This is a genomic window from Acinetobacter calcoaceticus (genome assembly GCF_900520355.1).
In the GTDB taxonomy this organism is placed as follows: Bacteria; Pseudomonadota; Gammaproteobacteria; order Pseudomonadales; family Moraxellaceae; genus Acinetobacter; species Acinetobacter calcoaceticus_C.
Map to the genome: position 1 here is coordinate 198639 of NZ_LS999521.1, position 23465 is coordinate 222103.

18 protein-coding genes are annotated in these 23465 nt (G+C 39.1%); 11 read left to right on the top strand and 7 right to left on the bottom strand.

Going from position 1 to position 23465, the window contains the following annotated elements; genetic code table 11:
* The first annotated feature begins 185 nt into the window (after positions 1-185).
* Positions 186-836, top strand: coding sequence for a response regulator (locus AC2117_RS00910; protein WP_042895731.1), 651 nt, complete (start codon positions 186-188; stop codon positions 834-836).
* Between the two features lie 44 nt (positions 837-880).
* Here the strand turns inward: AC2117_RS00910 and AC2117_RS00915 are convergent, their stop codons facing one another.
* Both AC2117_RS00915 and AC2117_RS00920 read right to left on the bottom strand, forming a co-directional pair.
* Positions 881-1648: a hypothetical protein gene (locus AC2117_RS00915; RefSeq protein WP_197730964.1), complete on the bottom strand. Its 768-nt coding sequence runs from the start codon at positions 1646-1648 to the stop codon at positions 881-883.
* 387 nt (positions 1649-2035) lie between these two features.
* The gene (locus AC2117_RS00920) at positions 2036-5533 is read right to left on the bottom strand and encodes a PAS domain-containing hybrid sensor histidine kinase/response regulator (RefSeq protein WP_133971288.1); all 3498 of its coding nucleotides are present in this window, start codon (positions 5531-5533) and stop codon (positions 2036-2038) included.
* A 182-nt stretch (positions 5534-5715) separates the two neighbouring features.
* On the opposite strand from AC2117_RS00920, the gene AC2117_RS00925 reads away from it, so the two are divergent.
* The 4 genes from AC2117_RS00925 (at position 5716) to AC2117_RS00940 (ending at position 10764) form a co-directional block, all read left to right on the top strand.
* Entirely contained in the window at positions 5716-6048 is a 333-nt protein-coding gene (locus AC2117_RS00925; RefSeq protein ID WP_133971290.1) for a DUF485 domain-containing protein, read from the top strand.
* Position 6049: 1 nt separating this feature from the next.
* The gene (locus AC2117_RS00930) at positions 6050-7765 is read left to right on the top strand and encodes a cation acetate symporter (RefSeq protein ID WP_133971292.1); all 1716 of its coding nucleotides are present in this window, start codon (positions 6050-6052) and stop codon (positions 7763-7765) included.
* A gap of 171 nt (positions 7766-7936) precedes the next feature.
* Complete coding sequence (locus tag AC2117_RS00935; RefSeq protein ID WP_003654029.1) at positions 7937-8629, top strand: ion channel; 693 nt, start codon at positions 7937-7939, stop codon at positions 8627-8629.
* Between the two features lie 167 nt (positions 8630-8796).
* The gene (locus tag AC2117_RS00940; protein WP_133971294.1) at positions 8797-10764 is read left to right on the top strand and encodes a BCCT family transporter; all 1968 of its coding nucleotides are present in this window, start codon (positions 8797-8799) and stop codon (positions 10762-10764) included.
* 59 nt (positions 10765-10823) lie between these two features.
* Here the strand turns inward: AC2117_RS00940 and omp33-36 are convergent, their stop codons facing one another.
* Entirely contained in the window at positions 10824-11729 is a 906-nt protein-coding gene (gene omp33-36 / locus AC2117_RS00945; protein ID WP_042895717.1) for a porin Omp33-36, read from the bottom strand.
* A gap of 1011 nt (positions 11730-12740) precedes the next feature.
* On the opposite strand from omp33-36, the gene AC2117_RS00950 reads away from it, so the two are divergent.
* Positions 12741-14450: a GGDEF domain-containing protein gene (locus tag AC2117_RS00950; protein ID WP_133971296.1), complete on the top strand. Its 1710-nt coding sequence runs from the start codon at positions 12741-12743 to the stop codon at positions 14448-14450.
* A 38-nt stretch (positions 14451-14488) separates the two neighbouring features.
* Here the strand turns inward: AC2117_RS00950 and uvrA are convergent, their stop codons facing one another.
* A complete protein-coding gene (uvrA, locus tag AC2117_RS00955) occupies positions 14489-17320 on the bottom strand; it encodes an excinuclease ABC subunit UvrA (RefSeq protein WP_133971298.1) in 2832 nt (943 codons plus the stop codon).
* Between the two features lie 295 nt (positions 17321-17615).
* On the opposite strand from uvrA, the gene AC2117_RS00960 reads away from it, so the two are divergent.
* The 4 genes from AC2117_RS00960 (at position 17616) to AC2117_RS00975 (ending at position 20013) form a co-directional block, all read left to right on the top strand.
* A complete protein-coding gene (locus AC2117_RS00960) occupies positions 17616-18218 on the top strand; it encodes a TetR/AcrR family transcriptional regulator (RefSeq protein ID WP_133971300.1) in 603 nt (200 codons plus the stop codon).
* A gap of 3 nt (positions 18219-18221) precedes the next feature.
* Positions 18222-19199 (top strand): zinc-binding dehydrogenase, encoded by a 978-nt coding sequence (locus AC2117_RS00965; RefSeq protein WP_133971302.1) that lies wholly within the window; start codon positions 18222-18224, stop codon positions 19197-19199.
* Between the two features lie 66 nt (positions 19200-19265).
* Positions 19266-19619, top strand: coding sequence for a DUF1304 domain-containing protein (locus tag AC2117_RS00970; protein WP_133971304.1), 354 nt, complete (start codon positions 19266-19268; stop codon positions 19617-19619).
* 52 nt (positions 19620-19671) lie between these two features.
* Positions 19672-20013: a GlpM family protein gene (locus AC2117_RS00975; protein ID WP_133971306.1), complete on the top strand. Its 342-nt coding sequence runs from the start codon at positions 19672-19674 to the stop codon at positions 20011-20013.
* 44 nt (positions 20014-20057) lie between these two features.
* On the opposite strand, the gene AC2117_RS00980 is transcribed toward AC2117_RS00975, so the two are convergent.
* From AC2117_RS00980 to tenA, 3 genes are all read right to left on the bottom strand, one after another.
* Positions 20058-20861 carry an SDR family NAD(P)-dependent oxidoreductase gene (locus tag AC2117_RS00980; protein ID WP_133971308.1) on the bottom strand — a complete coding sequence of 268 codons (804 nt, stop codon included), beginning with the start codon at positions 20859-20861 and terminating at the stop codon, positions 20058-20060.
* 103 nt (positions 20862-20964) lie between these two features.
* Positions 20965-21336: a MerR family transcriptional regulator gene (locus AC2117_RS00985; protein WP_133971310.1), complete on the bottom strand. Its 372-nt coding sequence runs from the start codon at positions 21334-21336 to the stop codon at positions 20965-20967.
* Between the two features lie 66 nt (positions 21337-21402).
* Positions 21403-22077, bottom strand: a complete 675-nt coding sequence (gene tenA, locus AC2117_RS00990) for a thiaminase II (protein ID WP_133971312.1) — start codon at positions 22075-22077, stop codon at positions 21403-21405.
* Positions 22078-22339: 262 nt separating this feature from the next.
* Between tenA and AC2117_RS00995 the strand changes: the two genes are divergently transcribed.
* Positions 22340-23422 carry a DUF475 domain-containing protein gene (locus AC2117_RS00995; RefSeq protein WP_133971314.1) on the top strand — a complete coding sequence of 361 codons (1083 nt, stop codon included), beginning with the start codon at positions 22340-22342 and terminating at the stop codon, positions 23420-23422.
* Positions 23423-23465: the final 43 nt, after the last annotated feature.

Below are 23465 nucleotides of genomic sequence, written 5' to 3' on the forward strand. Positions count from 1 at the left end.
TAAAAAGGAAGCTTATATAAAAAACAGATTAATTTTGATTAAAAGTTAAAAAACATCTGAAAATTTTTGCTAAGTTCTGCATTTATCAACATTTTGCATAAAAATGGATAAGATGAACGTATCTTTCATCTAAATAGTAGGGTTACAATAGGCCATAATTATGCTCAAGATTACTTTAATCGCTTATGAATATTTTAATCGTTGATGATCATCCTTTGTTTCGTCATGCTTTAATTCAAGCAGTACGTTATAGCCTGCCACAGGCACAAATTCATGAAACAGCTTCGGTTGATGAGTTTTATGAGCGTTTGGAAAATGGGGCAGAACCTGATCTGGTATTGCTCGATTTAAATTTACCGGGTGCTTCAGGCTTTTCTGCTTTGGTTTATGTGCGAGCACAGTATCCAGCTATTCCAATTATTGTGGTTTCTGCACATGAAGAAACTTCAATCATTCAGCGTGCGATTGCACATGGCGCGATGGGTTATATTCCTAAATCTGCTCATCCAAGTCATATTGGTGAAGCGATTCGTCAAGTCTTAGAAGGTGATATCTGGTTACCACCTAACTTGCCATCTAACCTTAATCTTGACCCGAGAGCGGCAGAGGAAACTGCTTTAGCTGAACGTATTCAATCTTTAACACCACAGCAGTTCCGTGTTTTGATGATGGTTGCGGAAGGCTTGTTAAATAAACAGATTGCCTACGAGCTAGATGTTTCAGAAGCAACGATTAAAGCCCATGTGACAGCCATCTTTAGAAAATTGGGTGTACAAAACCGAACACAGGCTGTACTGGCCATTAGTGCATTAAATATTGAAGATAGAAAAATCTAAAATTAAAAAAAAGACCTCAATTGAGGTCTTTTTATATGTGTGAATTAAGCAAGGCAATCTTGTTTTGGGGTTAGGCTGTCGCAGTACAATGGGTTGAGTGCACATTGCAAATCATCAATCTGTTCTTGAGTCACATAACCTTTCGTTTTTAAATATTCAGCCACGCGGTCATCGCGAAGACTTAAGAACGCCGCATCATAAACACCCAAATCAACAAACAGGGCAGCGGTTTCAAGGCTATTAAATCGATCTAGAAAAATATCATTGCCATACATTAAGAAGATATGGTCGAGTTTTGCTTTTGCATCAACATGTAGACGTTCAGCAAGTTGATCGGGATGAGTCTTAATAAAGAGTAAGTCAGAGAGTTCATCAAACTGAGTCATGTCTAACTGATTTTCTCCAAGTTTGACATGGCCAAGCCAAGCTTTAAAAACAAGTACAGCTCCACCGCGAAGTAGCATACTCCAGATTTGATGACGCGTATCGTGATCAAGGTTTTCGCTTTCAGAGGTAAGGACCTGTAAGAATTTCTCTTCTTGTTGGCCTAATTTATCAAATAATCCTAAACCTTGCGGGTGATAGGCTGCTGGAGCAAATACATCAAAATTCAAATCATGAAAAATATTAAGTGCCAAAGGAACAGCACATTGATAAATCGTATTTAATGCCTTGATATGTGCTTCATTCAGTTTGCTATTGGGAAAAATACTTTGCCAATCTAATTCAGGAAGTAAAGCATTGGCACTATATTGACGATAAAACTGTTGAGATGAGAGTTGGTTTTGTGGGCTGTTATCAGAAATATTCATGGCAATTATCCTTTGCATTAATTCGTGAGCAGGGGTGCTTAATATAGAAGTTGGTTAAAAAATGGTTATACATTTATTTAATGCGTTTGGAATAGTTATGTGTCATCAAGAATGCAAGTAGAATAAGACTAAAGTCGTATATGGTGGCTTTATGTATATAATAATTTTAAAAAACAAATGCTTATTAAATTGTAACTAGGTGTACACGTGTTCACTTACAAAAAAGGTGGGCTTTGCCATAGGAAAAAGGGCATTGGAAAGTTTGGTCAATTATTTCTTGGATAAAAGTAGACTTTTTGAGCAGTTCTGCCTATTGGCTTAAATTAAACCTATAACTTTTGCCAAAAATCTCTCCCAAACCTATAAAAAAGCTGGGAGAGAAAATATTTAATCTGCCGCGCTGGCAATTTTAAGCCCAGATAACCAAGCTCTTAATGAAGCTGGTTTAAGCGGTTTTTTGAGTAAAACAATATTAAGTTCTTTCAATTGTTGAGGTAACTCTGGATGGGAGTCAGCTGTAATCAGGGCAACTGGAACATCATGCTGTCGATTTTGCAAAATAAAATCGACGCCGAGTTGATTGTTATTCAAGTGTTGGTCGATGAGCCAGACCTGAATATTTTCCTTTTGAATAATCTCAAGCGCCTGTTCTGGTTCAGTGGCTTTAAATACTTGATATCCCCATCGACCGAGTAAACTACTCATACCTTCTAAAATAGTTTCATCGTTGTCTAAACACAAAATTCGATAGGCTTTGGTTTTTAATGGCACTGTCTGGACGGTTGGGATGATCACTTTTGGCGCTTCTACGACTGGAACTTCAATCATAAAGCATGAGCCTTTATCGAGCTGCGAATAGACATGAACAGGGTAATTCAACAAACTTGTCATACGCTGCACAATAGCAAGTCCTAAGCCTAGGCCCTGCTCACCCCAAGGTGATAAATGTCCACAGCGCTCGAATTCTTGAAACAGTTTAATTCGCTGTTCTTCTGCAATTCCAGGGCCTGTATCCCACACACCAATGCGAATATGACCTGACTTTTGCGCCGAGCGTAGAACGCCTACAATCACTCGGCCTTTGGCTGTATAGCGCAAAGCATTGCTGACAAAGTTCTGAATAATACGTCGAATCCATTGTGGATCTGTATCAATCCAGAATGATACATCGTGAACTTTGAGTGAAATATTTCGCTGAGCAGCAATTGATTTAAACTGTAGTTCAAGATCACTGAGTAAATCATGCAAAGGATAAGGCTGTCTTTTTGGCTGTATGCTACCGCCTTCTAAACGTGCAATATCGAGTAGGGCAGAGAGCATACTTTCCGCACCATATAGAGCACGGTCAAGTTGTTGTAGAGTCTGACGGTCTTCTTCTGTCGCAATGCTTTGTTCAAGAACGGTACTAAAGAGGCGAGCCGCATGCATTGGCTGTAATAAATCATGACTTGCCGCAGCAATGAAACGGCTTTTTGACATATTGGCCATATCGGCCTGTTCACGTGCAAGCTGTTGTTCTGTTAAAGCACCGGCAAGCTGTTGGGTTCGGTCTTTTACCCGGGCTTCAAGTATTGCCTCATTGGTACGGAAGGGCGTAATGTCGGCGAAGGTTGTGACAAAGCCGCCGCCTGAAATCGGGTTACCACGCATTTGAATAACCCGACCATCTTTACGGATACGCTCAAATTCATGAGCACTTCCAACTTTCATCCAGTGCAAACGTTTGCGTACATGTTCTTCGACTGAACCGGGGCCACATTCGCCTCGCTCAGCGTTATAACGAATCAGGTCGGCAATTGGACAGCCGACGTACACTAAGTCTTTTGGATATCCAAACAGTTTTAAATATTGGTTATTCCACGCCACCAGACACATATTTTTATCGACTACACTCACCCCTTGGGTCATATGGTCAATCATAGTCATGAGCAAGTTCTGGTTAAAACGTTGCCATTGTGAGGCTTGGTCCAAAATATTAGCCACTTGGCCCAACGCCAGACCATTATTGATCATTGCTGTAGTGAGCAAAGTACGGGCAGAGGCAGCGCCGATAATGCCGGCTAGATATTGCTCGGTAAAACGCCACCACATGCCATTCGCAATGCTATTTTCATTCAATATTAAATGATTTTGCTCACAAAAGTTTTCAAATGCTTGGGTTGTTGGCTGTTCACCTGTAATTCTTTTAGCAAGGGCGAACAGATCACCTACTTTTAAACGTGCTGCATCGTGGGGTAAATAGGTTAAATCGGTAGATGTATGCGGTGAAGGTAGCGGTTTTGTTTCATAATAGAAAAAGCTTTCTGCCTGAATTTGCTCAGCCACGCTTGGCCGATAAATTTTTGAAATCCAGATATATAAAAGAATATTTAAACCGAGAGACCAAATAACGCCATGTGTTAAGGGTGCAAATGATTCAAAACCAAAAAGTGACTCTGGACGTAACCCATTAATTCCTAAAGGGCCGAAAAGTAAAATGTGTTGAGCAGTTTCCTGATAGGTTTCTGGCAAGCTACGTAAAATAGTTGGGACGAGTAAAGTGTAGCTCCACATTAAAAATCCAACGATGAGTCCTGCATAAACACCTTGGCGACTTCCACCCCGCCAGTACAATCCGCCAATGAGGGCCGGTGCAAACTGAGCAACAGCACTAAACGCTAATAAACCAAATACAGAAAGCTGATTAATATCATTAAAGAAATGGAAGAATAAAAAACCAAGTAGCATGACCGCTACAATGCTAATACGGCGGCTAAATTTAAGAACTTTAGGCAAATGTTTATCGTGCCGTGAAAGTAACTTAAAACGCCAGAGTGCGGGCATAATCAAGTCATTACTGAGCATGATAGACAACGCAACTGAAGAAACCAGTAACATGCCTGTCGATGCAGAGAACCCCCCTAAAAAGGCAAGTAAGGCGAGCCACTCTTGGTTATAGCTCAGTGGTAAGGACAACACTGCAACATCAGGTACAGTCAGAAACTTTGGCGCCGCATGTAAGGCCCAGCTTGCAATCGGAATAATAGCTAAAATCGTTAAAATCAGATAAGCCGCAAACCATTTACGTGCACCACGAATATGCTTTTCATCACGTAATTCTACAACCGCGACATGAAACTGACGTGGTAAGCAGATAATTGCTAAACCTGCCAATAATGTCTGAATCCAGAATGTTTCAGGCACTCCAAAGAGTTGAACTTCCTGAAAGGTTTGGTTCACATCGGCTGTAACTTGTACAAGGTTTGCTGGTGTTTCAAAAATAAAAAATAAAGCGACGCAAATAAGTGCGAATAATTTTACAAAAGATTCAAATGCGACGGCTAACATGAGGCCGCCATGTTGCTCGGTATTTGCAATTTGCCTTGTACCAAAAATCATTGCCAAAATAGCCAGTACACTGGTTAAAAGCAAAACACTATTGGTGGTTGTATGAATATGAGCATTCTGTTCCATAATGACAGAAGTACTTAACGCAATCGCACGTAGCTGTAAGGCAAGATAGGGAATAATTGCGATTACAGCCAAAATAGTCACTAGTGATGCCAATACCCCACTTTTCCCATAACGTGCCGCAACAAAGTCAGCAATAGATGAGATGGCGTGGTGTTGACGTACCCGACCTAAACGCCGCCAAATGTCATAACCGAACCAGACAAATAAGAGAGGACCTAAGTAAATAGGCAAGAAAATGACGCCTTCTCGGACAGCTGCTCCAGTCGCGCCGTAAAAAGTCCATGATGAACAGTAAACGCCTAGTGTTAAGCTGAACAAGAACATGCGGCCACGTGTACTCAGACGGCTGGCATGCTTTTCACCAAAAAAAGCACAAACAAATAAGAGTGCTATATAAAGGGTGAGTACCCCAATAATCAGCCAGCTGTTCATATGACTCACATGATTAAAACCTTGTGCCTATCATACCGCAAGCAGAAACAAAGCTATAAATTGATTAAATTTTAACGACCAAAGTCTAAGTTACGAATTACACGTAATTTTGCTAACTTTAATCCTGAGAAACTACTATTAAAAAAGTGGCCAAGGCTGGACACAGGGCAAGGAGTTTGGTTATGGATCAGAACCAAGTAGAACAGATTCTACACAATCCAAAGTTTCAAAAGATGGTCAAGAAAAAAAGTGCATTAAGTTGGACGCTCACAGTCATCATGTTAGTGCTTTATGTGGGCTTTATGCTACTTGTGGGCTACAACAAAGAATTTTTGATGAGTTCATTTAGTGGTGGTGTAACGACATGGGGAATCCCGCTAGGTTTAGGAATTATTGTTTTATCTTTCCTACTATGTGGCGTGTATTCTTTTATCGCGAATAGGACCCTTGACCAGTTGAGTGAAGAAGCGTTGAAGGAAGTTGAAGCCATCGCGCATGAGAAAGGACTACACTAATATGAAATGGAATTCATTAAAGGCGAAAGTCTTGCTGACAGCAGCATCGCTATATTCAACGGTAGCTATGGCGGGTCCTGACTTAGGTGAAGCTGAGCAACAGGCGACTAACTGGCATGCCATCATCATGTTCTTAATTTTTGTTGGTTTCACTTTGTTTATTACCAAGTGGGCTGCAAAACAAACCCAATCAACACAAGATTTCTATACCGCAGGGGGTGGCATCAGCGGTTTCCAGAATGGTTTGGCAATTGCTGGTGACTATATGTCTGCCGCATCCTTCCTTGGTATTTCTGCGCTGGTATTTAGTTCGGGCTTTGATGGCTTACTTTATTCTCTTGGGTTTATGGTGGGTTGGCCAATCGTTTTATTCTTGGTTGCAGAGCGTTTGCGTAACCTTGGTAAATATAACCTTTCAGATGTAGTTTCATTTCGTCTTGAAGAAAAACCAGTACGTACTTTAGCTGCGGTCAGTTCGCTTGTTGTTGTGGCATTTTATCTTATTGCTCAAATGGTAGGTGCTGGCCAGCTCATCAAATTACTATTTGGTTTGAACTACAATATTGCTGTCGTCATCGTTGGTTTATTAATGATGGCCTATGTGATTTTTGGTGGCATGTTGGCAACCACATGGGTACAAATTATCAAAGCGGTCATGTTACTCAGTGGCGCAACCTTCATGGCATTCATGGTGATGAAAGCAGTCGGTTTCAGCTTCAGCAATATGTTTAGCCAATCAATTGAAGTTTTTAGTAAAGTACACGATGTCAGCTTGACCGATGCTGCAAAAATTATGGGACCAGGTAAACTTGCGGCAAATCCGATTGATGCCTTGTCTCTGGGTCTAGCATTAATGTTTGGTACAGCAGGTCTACCGCACATCCTTATGCGTTTCTTTACAGTAAAAGATGCGAAAGAAGCTCGTAAATCAGTTGTAGTTGCGACAGGTTTTATTGGTTACTTCTATCTTCTAACTTTCATTATTGGTTTTGGTGCGATTCTTTTCGTTTCAAACAACCCGCAGTTCCTTGATGTTGCAAAAATGGCAATGACAGGCAAACTTGAGCTTGTTGGTGGTAACAATATGGCAGCCGTGCATTTAAGTGACGCTTTAGGCGGTGACTTATTCATGGGCTTCATTTCAGCAGTAGCGTTCGCGACTATTCTTGCTGTTGTTGCTGGTTTAACACTTTCAGGTGCATCTGCAATTTCGCATGACTTATACGCTAACGTATTTAAGAAAGGCAAAACTACACCAGCTTCTGAACTTCGTATGTCAAAAATTGCGACACTTGGTTTAGCTATTTTTGCCATGATTTTGGGTATTTTGTTTGAAAAGCAAAACGTCGCTTTCATGGTGGGCTTAGCGTTCTCTGTCGCGTGTTGTGCAAACTTTCCGGTTCTTGTTCTTTCAATGTTCTGGAAAGGCTTAACGACTCGTGGGGCAGTTATTGGTGGTGTTGTTGGGCTTCTAATGGCAGTGACATTAATTATTCTTTCTAAAGCAGTTTGGGTCGATACCTTAAAAATTTCGGATACACCAATTAATCCATTCAATGGTCCTGCATTATTCGCAATGCCATTGTCTTTCTTTTGCTGTTGGTTATTCTCGGTTACTGACAACTCTACGCGTGCTAAAAAAGAGCGCGCTGCTTTCGATGCTCAGTATGTTCGCTCAATGACAGGTATTGGAGCATCTGGTGCCTCGGATCACTAAGCGCAATATTGCTATCTAATTTTTGAAAAAAGTCCTACGGGGCTTTTTTTATGCTTATTTAATTTCCAATTTAGGGCTTAGATATTAATAAAGAATAACTTGTTTGCCTTGTTTTGTGTACAGTATGATTTGCTAGACCTCAAAAAGCATAATGAAACAAGGAAAATAATAATGCGATCTATCATCGAGTTCTGGGCGAGCTTTCGATTGCTACCTTCTGCATGGTTGCTACTTGTGCAATTTATCTTACTCATTTTGGCTATGCTGACTTTTCATGATGTATTTTACCGCACCCTAACATGGGCTTTAGGAGTGCTGGCCTTACTCATTATTGCCAAGGTTATTCGTCAAACCCCAATGTTTACTTTTCTCGGGTTAACATTTGTCAGTGGGGCGATTATATCCTCGGTATTTATTTTATTAGGATATGGAAATTTATACGTTCAGGTTTTTGCGCATGGTTGTGAAGCGCTAGCGTATTTTTCAGCAGCTTATGGCTTATTTCGTTATATGTTTGCCGATCAGTATTTAACAAGAGATGAGCTGTTTGCAGCAGCAGCAGTCTTTACGCTTATCGCATGGGGGTTTGCATTTTTATATAACATTTGTCAGCTTATTCTTCCGTCTAGCTTTCAAAATCCAAATAACGTGCACCACTTACAAACTTGGTTAGATTTATTATTTTTAAGCTTTAGTTTGCAGTCGGCTACAGGCTTGTCTGATTTAATGCCCCTTAGCCCACCAGCACGCGTTTTAGCCATGCTCCAAATGTTCTGTGGCGTCATGTATTTAGCTTTAATTGTGACTCGATTAATTGCTTTACAATATATTACCCACCTCCCTAAAAAAAATTCAGATAAATAATGTAGAAGGTGTTTTAATTTATTTACACCTTTGTAACTGCAATATTCTTTAAGTTTAATTAGAGTATTATCGGCTTTCTCAATTGAAAGGCCTAACTTCGTTCATTCTATGAATATCTTATCGGCATTTAAGCCTGTCACTCGTCATTAAAATAACATGGAGGATTTATGCCTTCCAAACAACCCGGTTGGTTCGCAAACGTTAATCCTAACGTATTTTTTGGTACGGTCATTATTATTGCTCTGTTCTTAGCAGTTGTTGTGATCGCTCCGAGTTCTTTTGAACTTTTAACGCAACACTTGAAACAATGGATCACTGACTCGTTTAGCTGGTTTTATGTTTTATCTGTTGCTTTCTTTCTCATCTTATTGATTTATATCGCCTGTTCATCAATTGGACGTATTAAATTAGGCCCCGACCATAGTCAACCTGATTATAATAATGGGTCTTGGTTTGCCATGCTGTTCACCGCAGGTATGGGAATTGGCTTAATGTTCTTCGGTGTTGCTGAACCCGTTATGCATTACGTTACTCCCCCGAGCGGTGACGCACAAACAATTGATGCGGCCCAGCAAGCGCTAAGAGTTACCTTTTTCCACTGGGGGCTACATGCTTGGGCGATTTATGCTTTAGTGGGATTGGCTTTAGCTTACTTTGCCTATAGACATAATTTACCTTTAAAGACACGTTCTGCACTTTATCCTCTCATCGGTAAAAAGATTTACGGCCCACTGGGCGATAGTATTGATATTTTTGCAACGATAGGAACTGTATTTGGTGTCGCAACATCTCTTGGTTTTGGGGTAACCCAGATCAATTCCGGTTTGCATTATTTATTTGGTGTCGAGCAAAGTACCCATGTTCAAGTTTTACTCATTATTTTCGTTAGTATTTTAGCATCTTTATCTGTTTTTTTAGGTCTAGATAAAGGTGTAAAACGCCTATCAGAAATAAACTTGGTTTTAGCTGTAATTCTCTTAGTATTTATTTTTATTGCCGGCCCAAGCATTTATTTGCTCCAGACAACCATTCAAAACACTGGGCAATATATTTCTAATCTTTTTACCATGACATTCAATTTATATGCTTATCAGCCAAATGGATGGATTGGTGGTTGGACAATTTTGTACTGGGCTTGGTGGATTTCTTGGTCACCATTCGTGGGAATGTTTATTGCCAGAGTGTCGCGTGGTCGTACCATTCGAGAATTTATTGTTGGGGTTTTGCTTATTCCAACAGGCTTCACCATCATCTGGATGGGCTTTTTAGGAAATGCTGCGCTATTTAGTATTATTCATGAGCATCAAACAACTTTAATTCAGGCTGTTCAACAAGATTCGTCAGTTGCATTATTTGAATTTCTAAATCATTTACCTTTCTCTGGGGTAATGAATGTCTTGGCAACTGTTTTAGTGGTTTTATTTTTTGTCACCTCCGCTGACTCTGGTGCATTAGTGACCGACTATTTAACTGCAAAAACAGAAAATTCGCCAACATGGCAACGTCTGTTCTGGACAGTACTGATGGCTCTACTCGCTATTATTTTATTGTTGGTAGGAGGTTTGGCTGCACTTCAATCTTCAATCATTATGAGCGCACTCCCATTTACAGTCGTCATGCTATTTATGAGTTGGGGGTTAATAAAGGCGCTGCATCTTGATGTCACTAAAATGACTGCTATTCAAGAAGCGAGAATTACACCGCGCGCTATTCATAATCCGCGGAGCTGGCAACAGCGTCTGGGATTAATCATGCACTATCCTCATAGTGAAGCAGAAGTAAAACAGTATATTGAAAAGCAGGTGAGCGGTGCTTTTGAAAATATTAAACATGAGTTTAGACGCCGTCATCTGGAAGTTTCAATTAGTCAACTTGAAGATGGTATGCAGCTTAGAGTAGACCATCATCATGAAATTAATTTTATTTATAAAGTTGTTTCACGTGAAACATTACCGCCAAGTTTTCTTATGGGACGTACTGAAGCGGAAGATGGACAATACTTTCAGGCAGAAGTCTTTTTACGAGAGGGCGGTCAGAACTATGATGTGATGGATTGGACTCAAGAAGATTTAATTCAGGACATTATTGATCAATATGAACGTCATCTGTATTTCTTAAATATTGTACGAAGCTAATATTTAGGCATTAAAAAGGACTCAATTGAGTCCTTTTTTAATTCGATTTCTAAATTAAATTAGAAACGGAATTTAGTATTTAAGCCGATAGTTTGTGTATCGTAGCTAGTAGAAGCATTTTTAACGTCAGCTTTCATGTACGATGCACCAACTGCTAAAGCTGGAGTAATGAAGTAGTTTACGTTACCACCCCAAGCTTGACGGAATTCACCAAGTTCATTACCTTTGATGTCAGCTACGCCATCGTTACCCACGAAAGATGCGCCAACACTTAACTTAGGAGTTAAGTAAAGGTCAGTTTTTAAACCGTATTGGTTTTCTTCACCGAAAGCACCAGCAGCTTCAAAACCAATTGCCATGTTAGTTCCATCGATTGGACCTACATATTTAGCACGTGCTGTAATAGCATCTTGGTCATCTTGAATCGCAGCAGTTTGGTTTACAGCAGAGTAGATACCGTTGCTGATGATGCCAAAGTTGTCTAAAGCGAATTGGTTAGCAACACTTGTATAACCAACAGTCATCAAGAAGTTAGGTAACAACATAGCACCAACTTCTAATGCATAACGGTCACCGTTGTCATCTTTAGAGAAGTTGTTTTTACCATCAACATCAGTGTGGTTGTAAGTTGCGCTAGCATATACAGGAAGGTAAGGTGTAGGAACGTAAGCCTCACCTTTAACACCGTAAGTACCAACGTGGTAGTTTACGTTGTTTTGGTCATACTGTTGGTAGCTATAGCCTACAGATACGTTAGAAGCTTGGTTCAAGAAAGCCGCTTCAGCTAAAGGACCTTTAGTGGTATCAACATTTTTTAAATAGTATGTACCAGCAACGTCACCAGTGAAGTTTTTATCATTTGCAGTTGTGTCAACATATTCAGATTGACCTTGAACTTCAAATTGATAAGCATGAGCACCGGTCATGGCTAATAATACAGCAGTGGCTAAACCAAGTTTTTTCATAATCATTTCCAGCAATAACAAGAGATAAAGCTGGGGTCATTGTATTGTAACAATTTATGAAGTCAATAATGAAAAAAAGGAATGTTAAAGATATTTGACACTTATGTAAAAAATGGTGAAAAACTAATCAAATGAAAAGTAAATTGTCAACCTGATAAAAAAATGAACATTTACAAGAGACTAATAATTATATTTCATAAGGAATTTAGTAGTAAATGTTTAAAAGTTATTACAATCATAATTGGAAAAATAGATTACATTAATCGGTTTTAACATTAATAAAAGTATAATATTGTTTACAGAGTGGATAAAAAATCACCTATTTCTTATCAAATTAGTATTATTTTGAGTAATAGTTAACGATATTTAGATTAGTTTAACTAAAAAATTTAACTATTTTTAGTTATTATATAAGGGAATAAAATAAAAGAAATCTCTATTTTAAATTGAAAAAACGATTAAATTTTAAATTCTGATTAATTTAATCGGCTTTACAAAAGTAGAGATAAGTCACATAATTTAAATGCAAAGTTCACTGCCTAACGTTTTTAGGATTTAAAGTGCTTTCCCAGATACGATGTGCATAGCACATCAGATTTTATGAGCTCAGCTTTCCCCAAGGTTGAGCTTTTTTTTTATCTATAAGAAAATCTTAAAATTATAATAACAATTACATGAAATTTAGTTAAAAAAATATTAGGCCAAAAAGAACCCAGCTTAAAGCTGGGCAGTGGATGCTGGGAGAATTGCATCCAAGAGGATAACTAAATACGTTTTACTATCATTGCTAAATATTTTTAATCTGTAAAATAGAGTTTTTTCATAAAAGTAATTTAATTTTTCGATACAGTTTATTATTTAAGCTTACTAAAATGTAGGAACCGTATAATTATTAAACGAGAAATGAAGGGTTTATTGATGAAATTCTAGTTATTAAAATGCTAGGATGGATTTAAGCCTAATTTATATAGTCGTAAAAATGTCAGGACATTTACGGAGTACGAGCTAGAAATGTCAGGATTACGTTCAGAGCACATCAGTAATCGACTGTTCTTTTTTATGCTGGTTATTATTTTGTCCCTATTATTCATGGCAATACCACTTATTGTGGGAAGCTATCAGGATTATATAAAAACTAGACAAGCCTTAGCCGAAATAAAAAGTTTAAGAGCGGTAGCCGATATTGCCTATAAAATTTCTAAGGAGCGTGCTCCAGCTAATAAAATGATGTCGAGTAGGCCTGATAATTTATTGAAAAATCAGCAAGAATTAAAAAAATTTCGTTTAATTGTTGATGCGCAAATTGATACAAGCATTCTTATCTTAAAACAAGCCGGTTATATTTCATTAGCAAATGAGCTGCAAACCAACTTTAAAGAAAATCTTAAACAAGCTCGACGTGTCGTTGATTATTACGGTGAAACTTCATATGAAGCGAGAACTTCCGTCCAAATGGATAATGCTATTTTGGGGATGTTTGGAGTATGGGATAATTGTAGAGAAATACTGCAAAAATTGATGTTGCAGCTAAAAAGTAAAGATAGCCGTATTTCTAATTACTTTACGCTGATTATAGTCCTGACCGATATGCGAGATCAGGCGGGGCGGATGGCATCTAATATTATTGCTCCTGTGAGCTTTAATGAAGAAATTCCAAGTAATAATCGTGCACGTTCCTTGCAAACTCAGCATCAATCTAAATATTTATGGATTTTGGTTGATACCTTGCAGCCGGAACAGGCAAAGACTCCTAAATACCGTCGGTTATATTCCCAAGTGAAATCAGAATTTATAGATAAAGGTATTCCGATTGTAGAAAAGTTATTAGAAGAAAGCCAAAAAGGAGAGCCATATTATTTAAATGGCACTCAATTGACAGAAGCAATCGTGGGTAAATTTACCACTGTGGTTGATTTACAAAGTTATATTCTTGATGAAAGTGTAGTGATTGCATCTCAAGAAAATGTAATTGCTCGAAATGGTTTTCTTTTGACTTTATTAATTTCTTTAATTTCTTTAGCCACAGCGTTACTTACGCTTAATTATGCGCAAAGAAGAGTGTTTTCTCCTTTAATAAAAGCAAGAACTTTAATTTTAGATTTATCGCATAGTTCTAATCATTGGACAGATGAGATGAATGTAACAACAAAAGGTGAATTTCTTTCCCTATTTGAAGCGATTGATCGATTACAGCGTATGTTGCAACAACGCGATGCTTTTGAATTTCAATTAAAGAATATTGCTAATACTGATCCATTAACTGGTGTGTCCAACCGTCTAGCTTTATCTGAATATTTAAAAATTGTTGAAAGCTATCCTCAAAAATTTACCCAGACCTGTTTAATGATTATAGATATAGATCGTTTTAAACAGGTGAATGACCAATATGGGCATATTGTGGGTGACCATGTCATTGTCAGTATTGCCGAGCAATTAAAGCAAAATATCCGAAGTTCGGATTTAATTATTCGTTATGGTGGAGATGAATTTTTAATATTGTTAGAGCAGGTGCAATTTGTAGATGCTCGCCTTTTAGCAGAAAAAATTCGTAATGCTATTTCTTTAGAAGAAATTGATTTATCTGGTTCAGATGAAAAATTGCATGTGTCTGTCAGTATTGGTTTTGCAATAGGAGCGACGAGTTGGATAGAGCTTTTAGAGAAAGCTGACCGTTCGCTATTAAAAGCTAAAGCCCGAGGGCGGAATGTAGTTGAGGGGTAAAAAAGCCGGAAATGATTTCCGGCTTTTTATTCAATAAATTACTTCAACATCGGTTTTAAGAAACGACCTGTATGTGAAATCTCAACCTCAGCCACTTGTTCAGGTGTGCCTTCGGCAATGATCATCCCGCCGCCTGAACCACCTTCAGGACCTAAGTCGACAACCCAGTCAGCTGTTTTAATCACGTCTAGGTTATGTTCAATCACTACAATAGTATTACCCTTGTTGCGTAGCTCATGCAAAATGTCGAGTAGTTTTGCAATATCATGGAAATGAAGACCTGTGGTTGGCTCATCCAAGATATATAAGGTTTTACCCGTATCTCGTTTTGCTAACTCACGCGCTAGTTTCACACGTTGTGCTTCACCACCAGAAAGTGTAGTTGCAGCTTGACCTAAGCGAATATAACCGAGACCCACTTGAGTTAAGGTTTCTAAACGACGATGAATGACTGGAATTGCACTAAAGAATTCGGCAGCATCTTCAACGGTCATTTCTAAAACATCAGAAATGTTTTTGCCTTTATAGCCCACTTCAAGTGTTTCACGATTGTAGCGTTTGCCATGGCATGCATCGCAAGGCACATACATGTCTGGCAAGAAGTGCATCGCAACTTTAATCATGCCGTCGCCTTCACACGCTTCACAGCGTCCACCTTTAACGTTAAATGAGAAACGTCCTGCGCTGTAACCACGGGCTTTTGCTTCTGGTGTTTGGGCAAATAATTCACGGATTGGGGTAAATAGTCCTGTATAGGTCGCAGGGTTAGAGCGTGGCGTACGACCAATTGGACTTTGGTCAATATCAACGACTTTATCAAGATGTTGAAGACCATCAATTGCATCAAATTTTTCAGCAGTTAAAGTCGTTGCACCATTAAGTTGTGTCGCTGCTAAAGGTAGCAAAGTACGGTTAATCAGCGTCGATTTACCTGAACCTGAAACGCCAGTCACACAAGTCATAATGCCGAGTGGAATGGTTAAATCGACATTTTTTAGGTTATGACCGCTCGCACCTGAAAGTTTGATGAACTCGTCTGGACGTGGCGATTGAGTCCGTTGTTTTGGTATCTCAATTTTGCGTTTGCCTGAAAGATATTGACCTGTGAGCGAGTCAGGATGGTTAGCCAATTCATCATAAGTTCCTTCGGCAATAATCACCCCACCATGAATACCTGCGCCTGGACCAATATCAATAATATGGTCGGCTGCACGAATTGCATCTTCATCGTGTTCAACAACCAGTACCGTATTACCTAAATCACGCAAGCGAATTAAGGTTTGTAGTAGACGGTCATTATCACGTTGATGTAGACCGATCGATGGTTCATCAAGTACATACATCACACCCATTAAACCCGCACCAATTTGTGATGCTAAACGGATACGCTGTGCTTCACCGCCCGATAACGTTTCGGCAGAACGGGCCAGACTTAAATAGTTCAGACCAACGCTCACCAAGAAGTGTAGACGTTCACGAATCTCTTTAAAGATTTTATCTGCAATTTCGCCTTTGGCACCTTCCAGATTTAAGTCTTGATAGTAGTTTTCGGCATCACCAATCGACATGCGGGTAATGTCGGCAATGGTTTTGTCTTTAACACGAACGTTGCGGGAAATTTCATTTAGGCGTGAGCCATCACATGCGTCACAAGCTGCGTTAGATAAATATTGAGCTAAATCATCGCGGACATAGTTACTTTCAGTTTCACGGTAACGACGTTCCAGATGCGGCAAAATTCCTTCAAAAGGTTGTACACGTGTGTGTTTTCGTCCACGTTCATCCATATAACTTAAATCGATTTTTTCTTTGCCCGTACCTTGTAAAAATTTCTTTTGAGTATCTTTATCTAACTGGTTCCACGGTGTATCCAGTTGAAAACCAAAATGATCAGCAACTTTTTGTAGCATTGAGTAATAGTAAGGACGCTGACGATCCCAACCACGAATTGCTCCTTCACTAATCGCAAGATCAGGAGTTGGAATTAATTTCTCAGAGCTAAAGTGACTGCGTGTACCTAATCCATCACAAACAGGGCAGGCACCGAATGGATTGTTAAATGAAAATAAACGTGGTTCGAGTTCTGCCACAGCACGATCACATTCAGGACATGAATGTTTTGCAGAAAAAACGCGATCAGGATGTTCACCATTCATCCATGATAAAACTGCAATATCACTACCTAAACGTAACGCGGTTTCAAATGATTCAGCAATACGGTTACCTAAGTCTTCACGTACTTTAAAACGGTCAACTACAACTTCAATAGTGTGCTTTTTCTTTTTGTCGAGTTCTGGTGGCGTATCAATATCAATGATTTCGCCATCAACACGTGCTCTTACAAAGCCTTGACCTTGTAATTGTTCGAACAAATTACTGTATTCACCTTTACGTTCACGAACCACTGGGGCAAGCAACATAAGCGATGTGCCTTCCGCCAGCGTTTTTACCGCATCTACCATTTCAGAAATAGTTTGCGCAACCATCGGTAAATCATGCTCAGGGCAATAAGGCGTACCGACACGAGCGTAAAGCAAACGCAAATAGTCATAAATTTCGGTAATGGTACCGACAGTTGAGCGGGGGTTGTGACTGGTAGATTTTTGCTCAATCGCAATGGCTGGAGACAGACCTTCAATCGAGTCTACTTCAGGCTTTTCCATTTGCGATAAAAACTGACGGGCATAGGCCGAAAGTGATTCGACGTAACGGCGTTGTCCTTCGGCATAGAGGGTATCGAAGGCAAGAGAAGATTTTCCTGAACCTGATAACCCCGTAATTACCACAAATTTGTCGCGTGGAATATCGAGTGACACATTTTTTAAATTATGGGTACGTGCGCCTCGAATACGGATATGACTTTGGCTCATAAAACATCTCAATAAGTATTGATGAAAATTTAGTTGTTGATCGATCAGCTATGTGTTGCACGGCTATTTAGAAACAACAGACCATATATGATAACGATTTAAAATTGTTCAAGTGGTATAAAATGATTTAAAGCGACAAATTGTGACGGTTAAACGACAATCGACAAAATTTGTTTAATTTTTCAGGTTGTATTTTTAACACTCATCACTTTAGATTTCCACTTTAAGTCACAAACAAAATGAAGCAACATAATTTTACTAGACGACTGGTCTAATAGTGGGTTAGTCTGTTTGCATGAAACGACTAAATAAAAGCGAAACCACCCGTCAACATATTTTGGATACCAGTTTTGAGCTGGTATTACACAAAGGTTTTGTCGGTGTCGGTTTGCAAGAAATCTTAAAAGCGTGTGACGTACCTAAAGGTTCGTTCTACCACTACTTTGCTTCGAAAGAGGCATTTGGCTGTGCTTTGCTAGAGCAATACATGGCTGACTATAAAGTGCGTATGGAACAACTTTGGCAGCACAGTGAGCAAAGTGCCCACGCTCGTTTAATGGCGTTATGGCAGGCATGGATTGATGATCCGGTAAATGGTAGCTGGGCTGAAAATTGCCTGATTGTGAAACTGGCAGCCGAAGTTTCTGACTTATCGGAAGATATGCGTCAAATTCTCAATGACGGTGTGCACAAATTAACGCAACGTTTGGCTTTGCTACTCAAAGAAGGCCAACAAGAAGGATCAATTCCAAAATATATTGACCCTTTGAAAACTGCCCAAGTGATGTATCAGTTATGGTTAGGTGCAGCTTTACTCACAAAATTGTCGCAAGACAAAGCGCATCTACATCTAGCTTTAGAAACCACCCAACAACTCTTAAAACCGATAGAGGAATAAAGCATGCGAAGTATTATCCATGGTAATTTTGGCGAACCTGTAGACGTTTTAGAGCAGGCGGATATGCCAAAGCTAGAACCAAAAGCAGGCGAAGTACGTATTAAAACGATCATGTCTCCAATCCATAACCATGACGTGTGGACAGTACGTGGAAGTTATGGCTACAAGCCTACTTTACCTGCTATTGGTGGTAGTGAAGCTGTTGGTATTGTTGATGCATTGGGTGAAGGCGTTACTCATGTACAGGTAGGGCAACGTATTGCAGTTGCAGCTGTTCATGGCAGTTGGGCTGAATACTTTATTGCACCAGCTCAGGGTCTTATTCCATTAAATAATGAAATTGATGATGAAACAGCGGCGCAGCTGATTGGTATGCCAATTAGTGCCCTCATGCTGTTGGACTTTGTAAATGTTCAACCGGGTCAATGGTTAATTCAAAACACAGCGAATGGTGCAGTAGGTAAAACGGTTGCCATGATTGCGCAGGCACGTGGTTTACCTGTGATTAATCTGGTTCGTCGTACTGATGCAATTGCAGAGATGCAAGCATTAGGCATTCAACATGTTGTAGCAACCGATCAGCCTAACTGGAAAGAGCAAGTTAAACAGATTCATGGGGACCAACCTTTAATTGCGGGTGTGGACTCGATTGGCGGAAGTGCAAGTGGTGAAATGCTTAACTTGCTCAGTGAAAATAGCCTATTAGTTTCATTTGGAAGCATGACAGGTGAAACCATGCAAATTTCATCGGGTGATCTCATCTTTAAACAAGCAACTGTAAAAGGTTTCTGGGCAAGTGTGGTCAACAAAGAAATGCCAGCAGAACGTAAAAAAGAGCTTATTGTCGAGTTATTAACGTTAGCGACTCAGAAAAAATTAATCCTTCCTGTAGAAGGCGTTTTTAGTTTTGATGAGATTAAAACTGCTGCCCAAAGAGCAACTCAAGGTGCTCGCCAAGGCAAAGTATTGTTAAAGCCGTAAAATACTAAAAGATCAGTCGAGAGACTGATCTTTTTTTAATATCTTTAAAATAAAAAGGAAAATCGTATGATCGGACAAGTTTTAGTGGGTTTAATTGCAATATTACATGTCTATATTTTAGTGTTAGAGATGTTTTTGTGGGATAAGCCCTATGGCATGAAAGCCTTTGGAAATAATGCAGAAAAAGCAAAACTCACCAAAGTAATGGCACAAAACCAAGGGCTTTATAATGGCTTTTTGGCTGCGGGTTTGTTTTGGTCTTTATTGGCAGATGCACCGTTTGCGACATCCATTGCTAACTTCTTTTTAGGCTGTGTACTCATTGCAGGTATTTACGGTGGACTAACAGCCAGTAAAAAGATTATTTATATTCAGGCAGTTCCCGCATTGATTGCGTTGCTTGCTGTTAATTTTCTCTGAAAAGCGCACAATACAGCGTTTTGATATGGAAATGACCAGATAGGATCGGCGCATGTGGGCGTTATTTTTAAAATGTATGTTGGGGGCAGGGGTTGTTCTCGTCATTTCGATTTTATCGAAAAGTAAGGCATTTTATATTGCAGGTTTAGTTCCGCTTTTTCCTACATTCGCTTTGATTGCTCATGTGATTGTTTATCAGCAAAAAGGAGCTGAGGCTTTACAGAAAACAGCTCTGTTTGGCCTATGGTCACTTATTCCATATGCCATTTATTTAGTGGCGGTCTATGTACTTGCAACGCGTATGTCGATGTGGTTATGTCTAGGTTTGGCAACACTGTGTTGGGTAGTTGCCGCGGCAGGTTTAATTTATGGCTGGCAGTCGTTTCAGCATTAAAAAAGATTAAGAGAGAACCCTTAATCTTTTAAATTTAAATATGTTTATGATTCAATAACGCGGGTTCTAAGCATGCCTTCAACTAAATTGATCATTTTTTTACGAGAAAGAATTCGAGGCAGTTGAGACGTTAAATAATTGCTATAACCTACAACAAGAGTCGGTTTATTTTTATCTAATGCTGCAACCGTCACAGACACAACATCATCAACTGTCGAACTTTTCATACCGCTGGTATCGGCATTTGCGACCTGAGAAAAATTGGTTTCTGTATTTCCTGGGCAAACCGCTAGAAACTTAACACCTGAAGATGCATATTCTCCTGCCAGCGCCTCAGTAAATTGCAATACGTAAGATTTACTCGCACCATAAACAGCGATATAGGGTAATGGCTGAAACGCACCTGTCGATGAAATATTAATCATGATGCCTTTTTTGTTAGCAAGCATATGAGGCAGAAATAAATAACATAAAGACGTTACGCTACTGATATTCAGCGTGATCATTTCTTGATAGGTAGCTACAGATTGATCTAGAAATTTAGTCCATTTTCCAAATCCTGCGTTGTTAATTAAAATTTCTACTGATAATTTTCTAGCTTGTACTTCATCAAATAAGGTTTGTGCTGAATTTGGTTGAGCTAAATCTAAAACGATCACCTCAACAGTCACGTTATATTTTTTTCTAAGTTCATCGGCTAAATCATTCAGCTTTTGCTCGGACCGCGCCGTTAGAATTAAATTAATCCCTAAAGATGCAAGTTTTTGTGTATAGGCTTTGCCTATTCCTGAAGATGCTCCAGTAATTAATGCTGTTGAATTTTTGAAGGTAGAAAGATGAGCACTCATTTTATTGGTCCCTAATAACAGAAGTTATTACGATAAACCTTGTCCCTAAGGGCAGAGTCAAGCACTCATTTTGAAAGCTATTTTCATATTTTAATAAGCTGTTTTAGGCAGAAATTTTATTGGTAATATAAGTTTGAATAATCTCATTCTCCAGTTGCTTTAAATCTTCTTGTAAACGCGTTAATGCTGCTTTTTGCTCAATAATTTGTTGATTCTTTTTCTGAATGAGCTGTTGTGCAACTTCTACAGGAAATCGATTATTTTTATATTTTAAAGCTGATAAGTCATACAGTTCTAAAAGGCTAAATCCGACAGCTTGCGCGAGGCGAATCATCTTAACCGACTGAACATCAATCGCTTCATAAATACGATAATTTCCCTTTCTTTTTGCCACAGGTAGTAAGCCTAATTTCTCATAATGCCGAATGGCTTTAGGAGTGGCTCCAGTTAAAGATGCTAATTCGCCGATATACATATCTGTCTCATATTTTATTGAAAATCGATCAGCGTATTGAACAATCTGATCAATTCATTTGAAGTTTTAAATATGATCTAAACCTAACCATTGTCTTTGGTGGTAGGCGCTATCCCAAAATAACCACTCAAGTTTTGCGCCCATAGTGTAAGCAGCATGCATTTTTTCTAAAGTGTCTGCATCGCAACGTGCCGCAACTTTATCTACTGTCGCAATCACATTACGAACGGCTGTATGAAACTCTTCACCAGCATAGGTGTCTACCCATGCTTGATACGGGTTGTTCGGAACCGATTTGCTCACAATATCTTTACCGACTTCGGCATAAATCCAGAAACAGGGTAAAAGTGCGGCAAGCACAACAGGATAGCTTTCAGACCAAGCAGTTGCGGTTAAAAATGAAGTGTAATGGTGGCCTGCCAACGTTAATGGCGTATTTTTAAATTCTTCTTTGGTTACGCCAAAGTTTTTCATGAAGTCATCATGCAAACTGCGTTCAACCACAATCGCAATTTTGGCTGCGTCTGAAAATTGCATAATATCGTCAGCATCAAAAGCCTTTGCTGCTGCAACAGCAAGCACACGACCATAGGCCACTAAATATTGGGCATCCTGAATTACATAATGACAAAAAGCTTCTTTATCTAAAGTTCCATTGGCAAGTTCCTGATTAAAAGGCAGGTCGAGAATTTTTTGATATAAATTTAGATTACGTTGCCAGAGTTCTTGAGAAAAAAGCATAAAATCATTCCATTTAAAATAAGACAGCTGAACCGGATTTTAAATCAATTTTAAAATACAAAAATAATAATGATAGATATATCGCAAGAAAATATTTAATACGATTAACAAGTTAATAAAGAATTATAAATTTCTTATTTAACATAGGGATAAAGTAAGTGTAATAACGGCACAAAACGACATCATTTTATGGTGAATTATCGATATAATAACCGCGTTTTTAAAGAAAGATTAAGTTTAATTCTTGGCATAGGTCTGATCCATGAAGCATTTCCGATTTTCGATATTTTTTACGGTGGTGTGTTTAGCACTATCCGCGTATTGGGGTTTTACCCATGGACCTGAAGCGGGCATGTCTACCATGCTTAAAGCTTTAACAATTACAGCCATTTTAGCTGTAATGGAGGTTTCTCTATCTTTTGACAATGCTGTTGTCAATGCATCGGTTCTGCGTAATTGGGATCCTTTCTGGAAAATGCTATTTTTGACGGTGGGTATTTTAATCGCCGTTTTTGGTATGCGTTTAATTTTCCCAGTGGCGATTGTTGCTGTAACCGCGGATATGGGAATGATTGAAGTGGCCAAATTGGCACTCAACGATCCAAAAACGTATTCTGAACGCTTAATGGCCCACCACGCCGAGATTTCTGCTTTTGGTGGAACATTCCTATTATTGGTTTTCTTAAACTTCTTTTTTGATGAAGAAAAAGAAACTCATTGGTTCAGATGGCTTGAAGCTAAACTTTCTAGCTTAGCTAGCGTACCAGCAATGTCTGTTTTTATTGCTCTCATTGCGATGTTAATTATGGCAGCCAATGTTGATGAATCGCAGCGCCTTGTTGTGACTATGGCAGGTATTTGGGGCATTGTAGTTTATATTGGTGTAGAAGTATTAAGCCATATGTTAGGCGGTGAACCTGAAATTGATGAAGATGGCAATGCCGTTATGAAAGATGGATCAGGCGCTGCTTCTGGTGTAGTTAAGGCGGGTATCGGCGGTTTCTTATACCTAGAAGTGTTAGATGCATCTTTTAGTTTTGACGGCGTGATTGGTGCTTTTGCGATTACGAGCGATGTTGTCGTGATTATGCTTGGTCTTGCAATTGGTGCTATTTTTGTCCGTTCAATGACAGTTTATCTTGTTGAAAAAGGCACGCTAGATGCGTATGTGTTCTTGGAACATGGCGCACATTATGCCATTGGTGCTTTAGCATTCATTATGATTGCAAGTGGTACAGGCGTACATGTACCAGAAGTGGTAACTGGTTTAATTGGTGTAGCATTTATTGTTTGGGCGGTATTTGCTTCAATTCAATATAGTAAACGCCATCCACATTCGTCTTAAGCTAATTTTCAGTAAAGATGTTTAAAATAAAGAGGCTAAATGC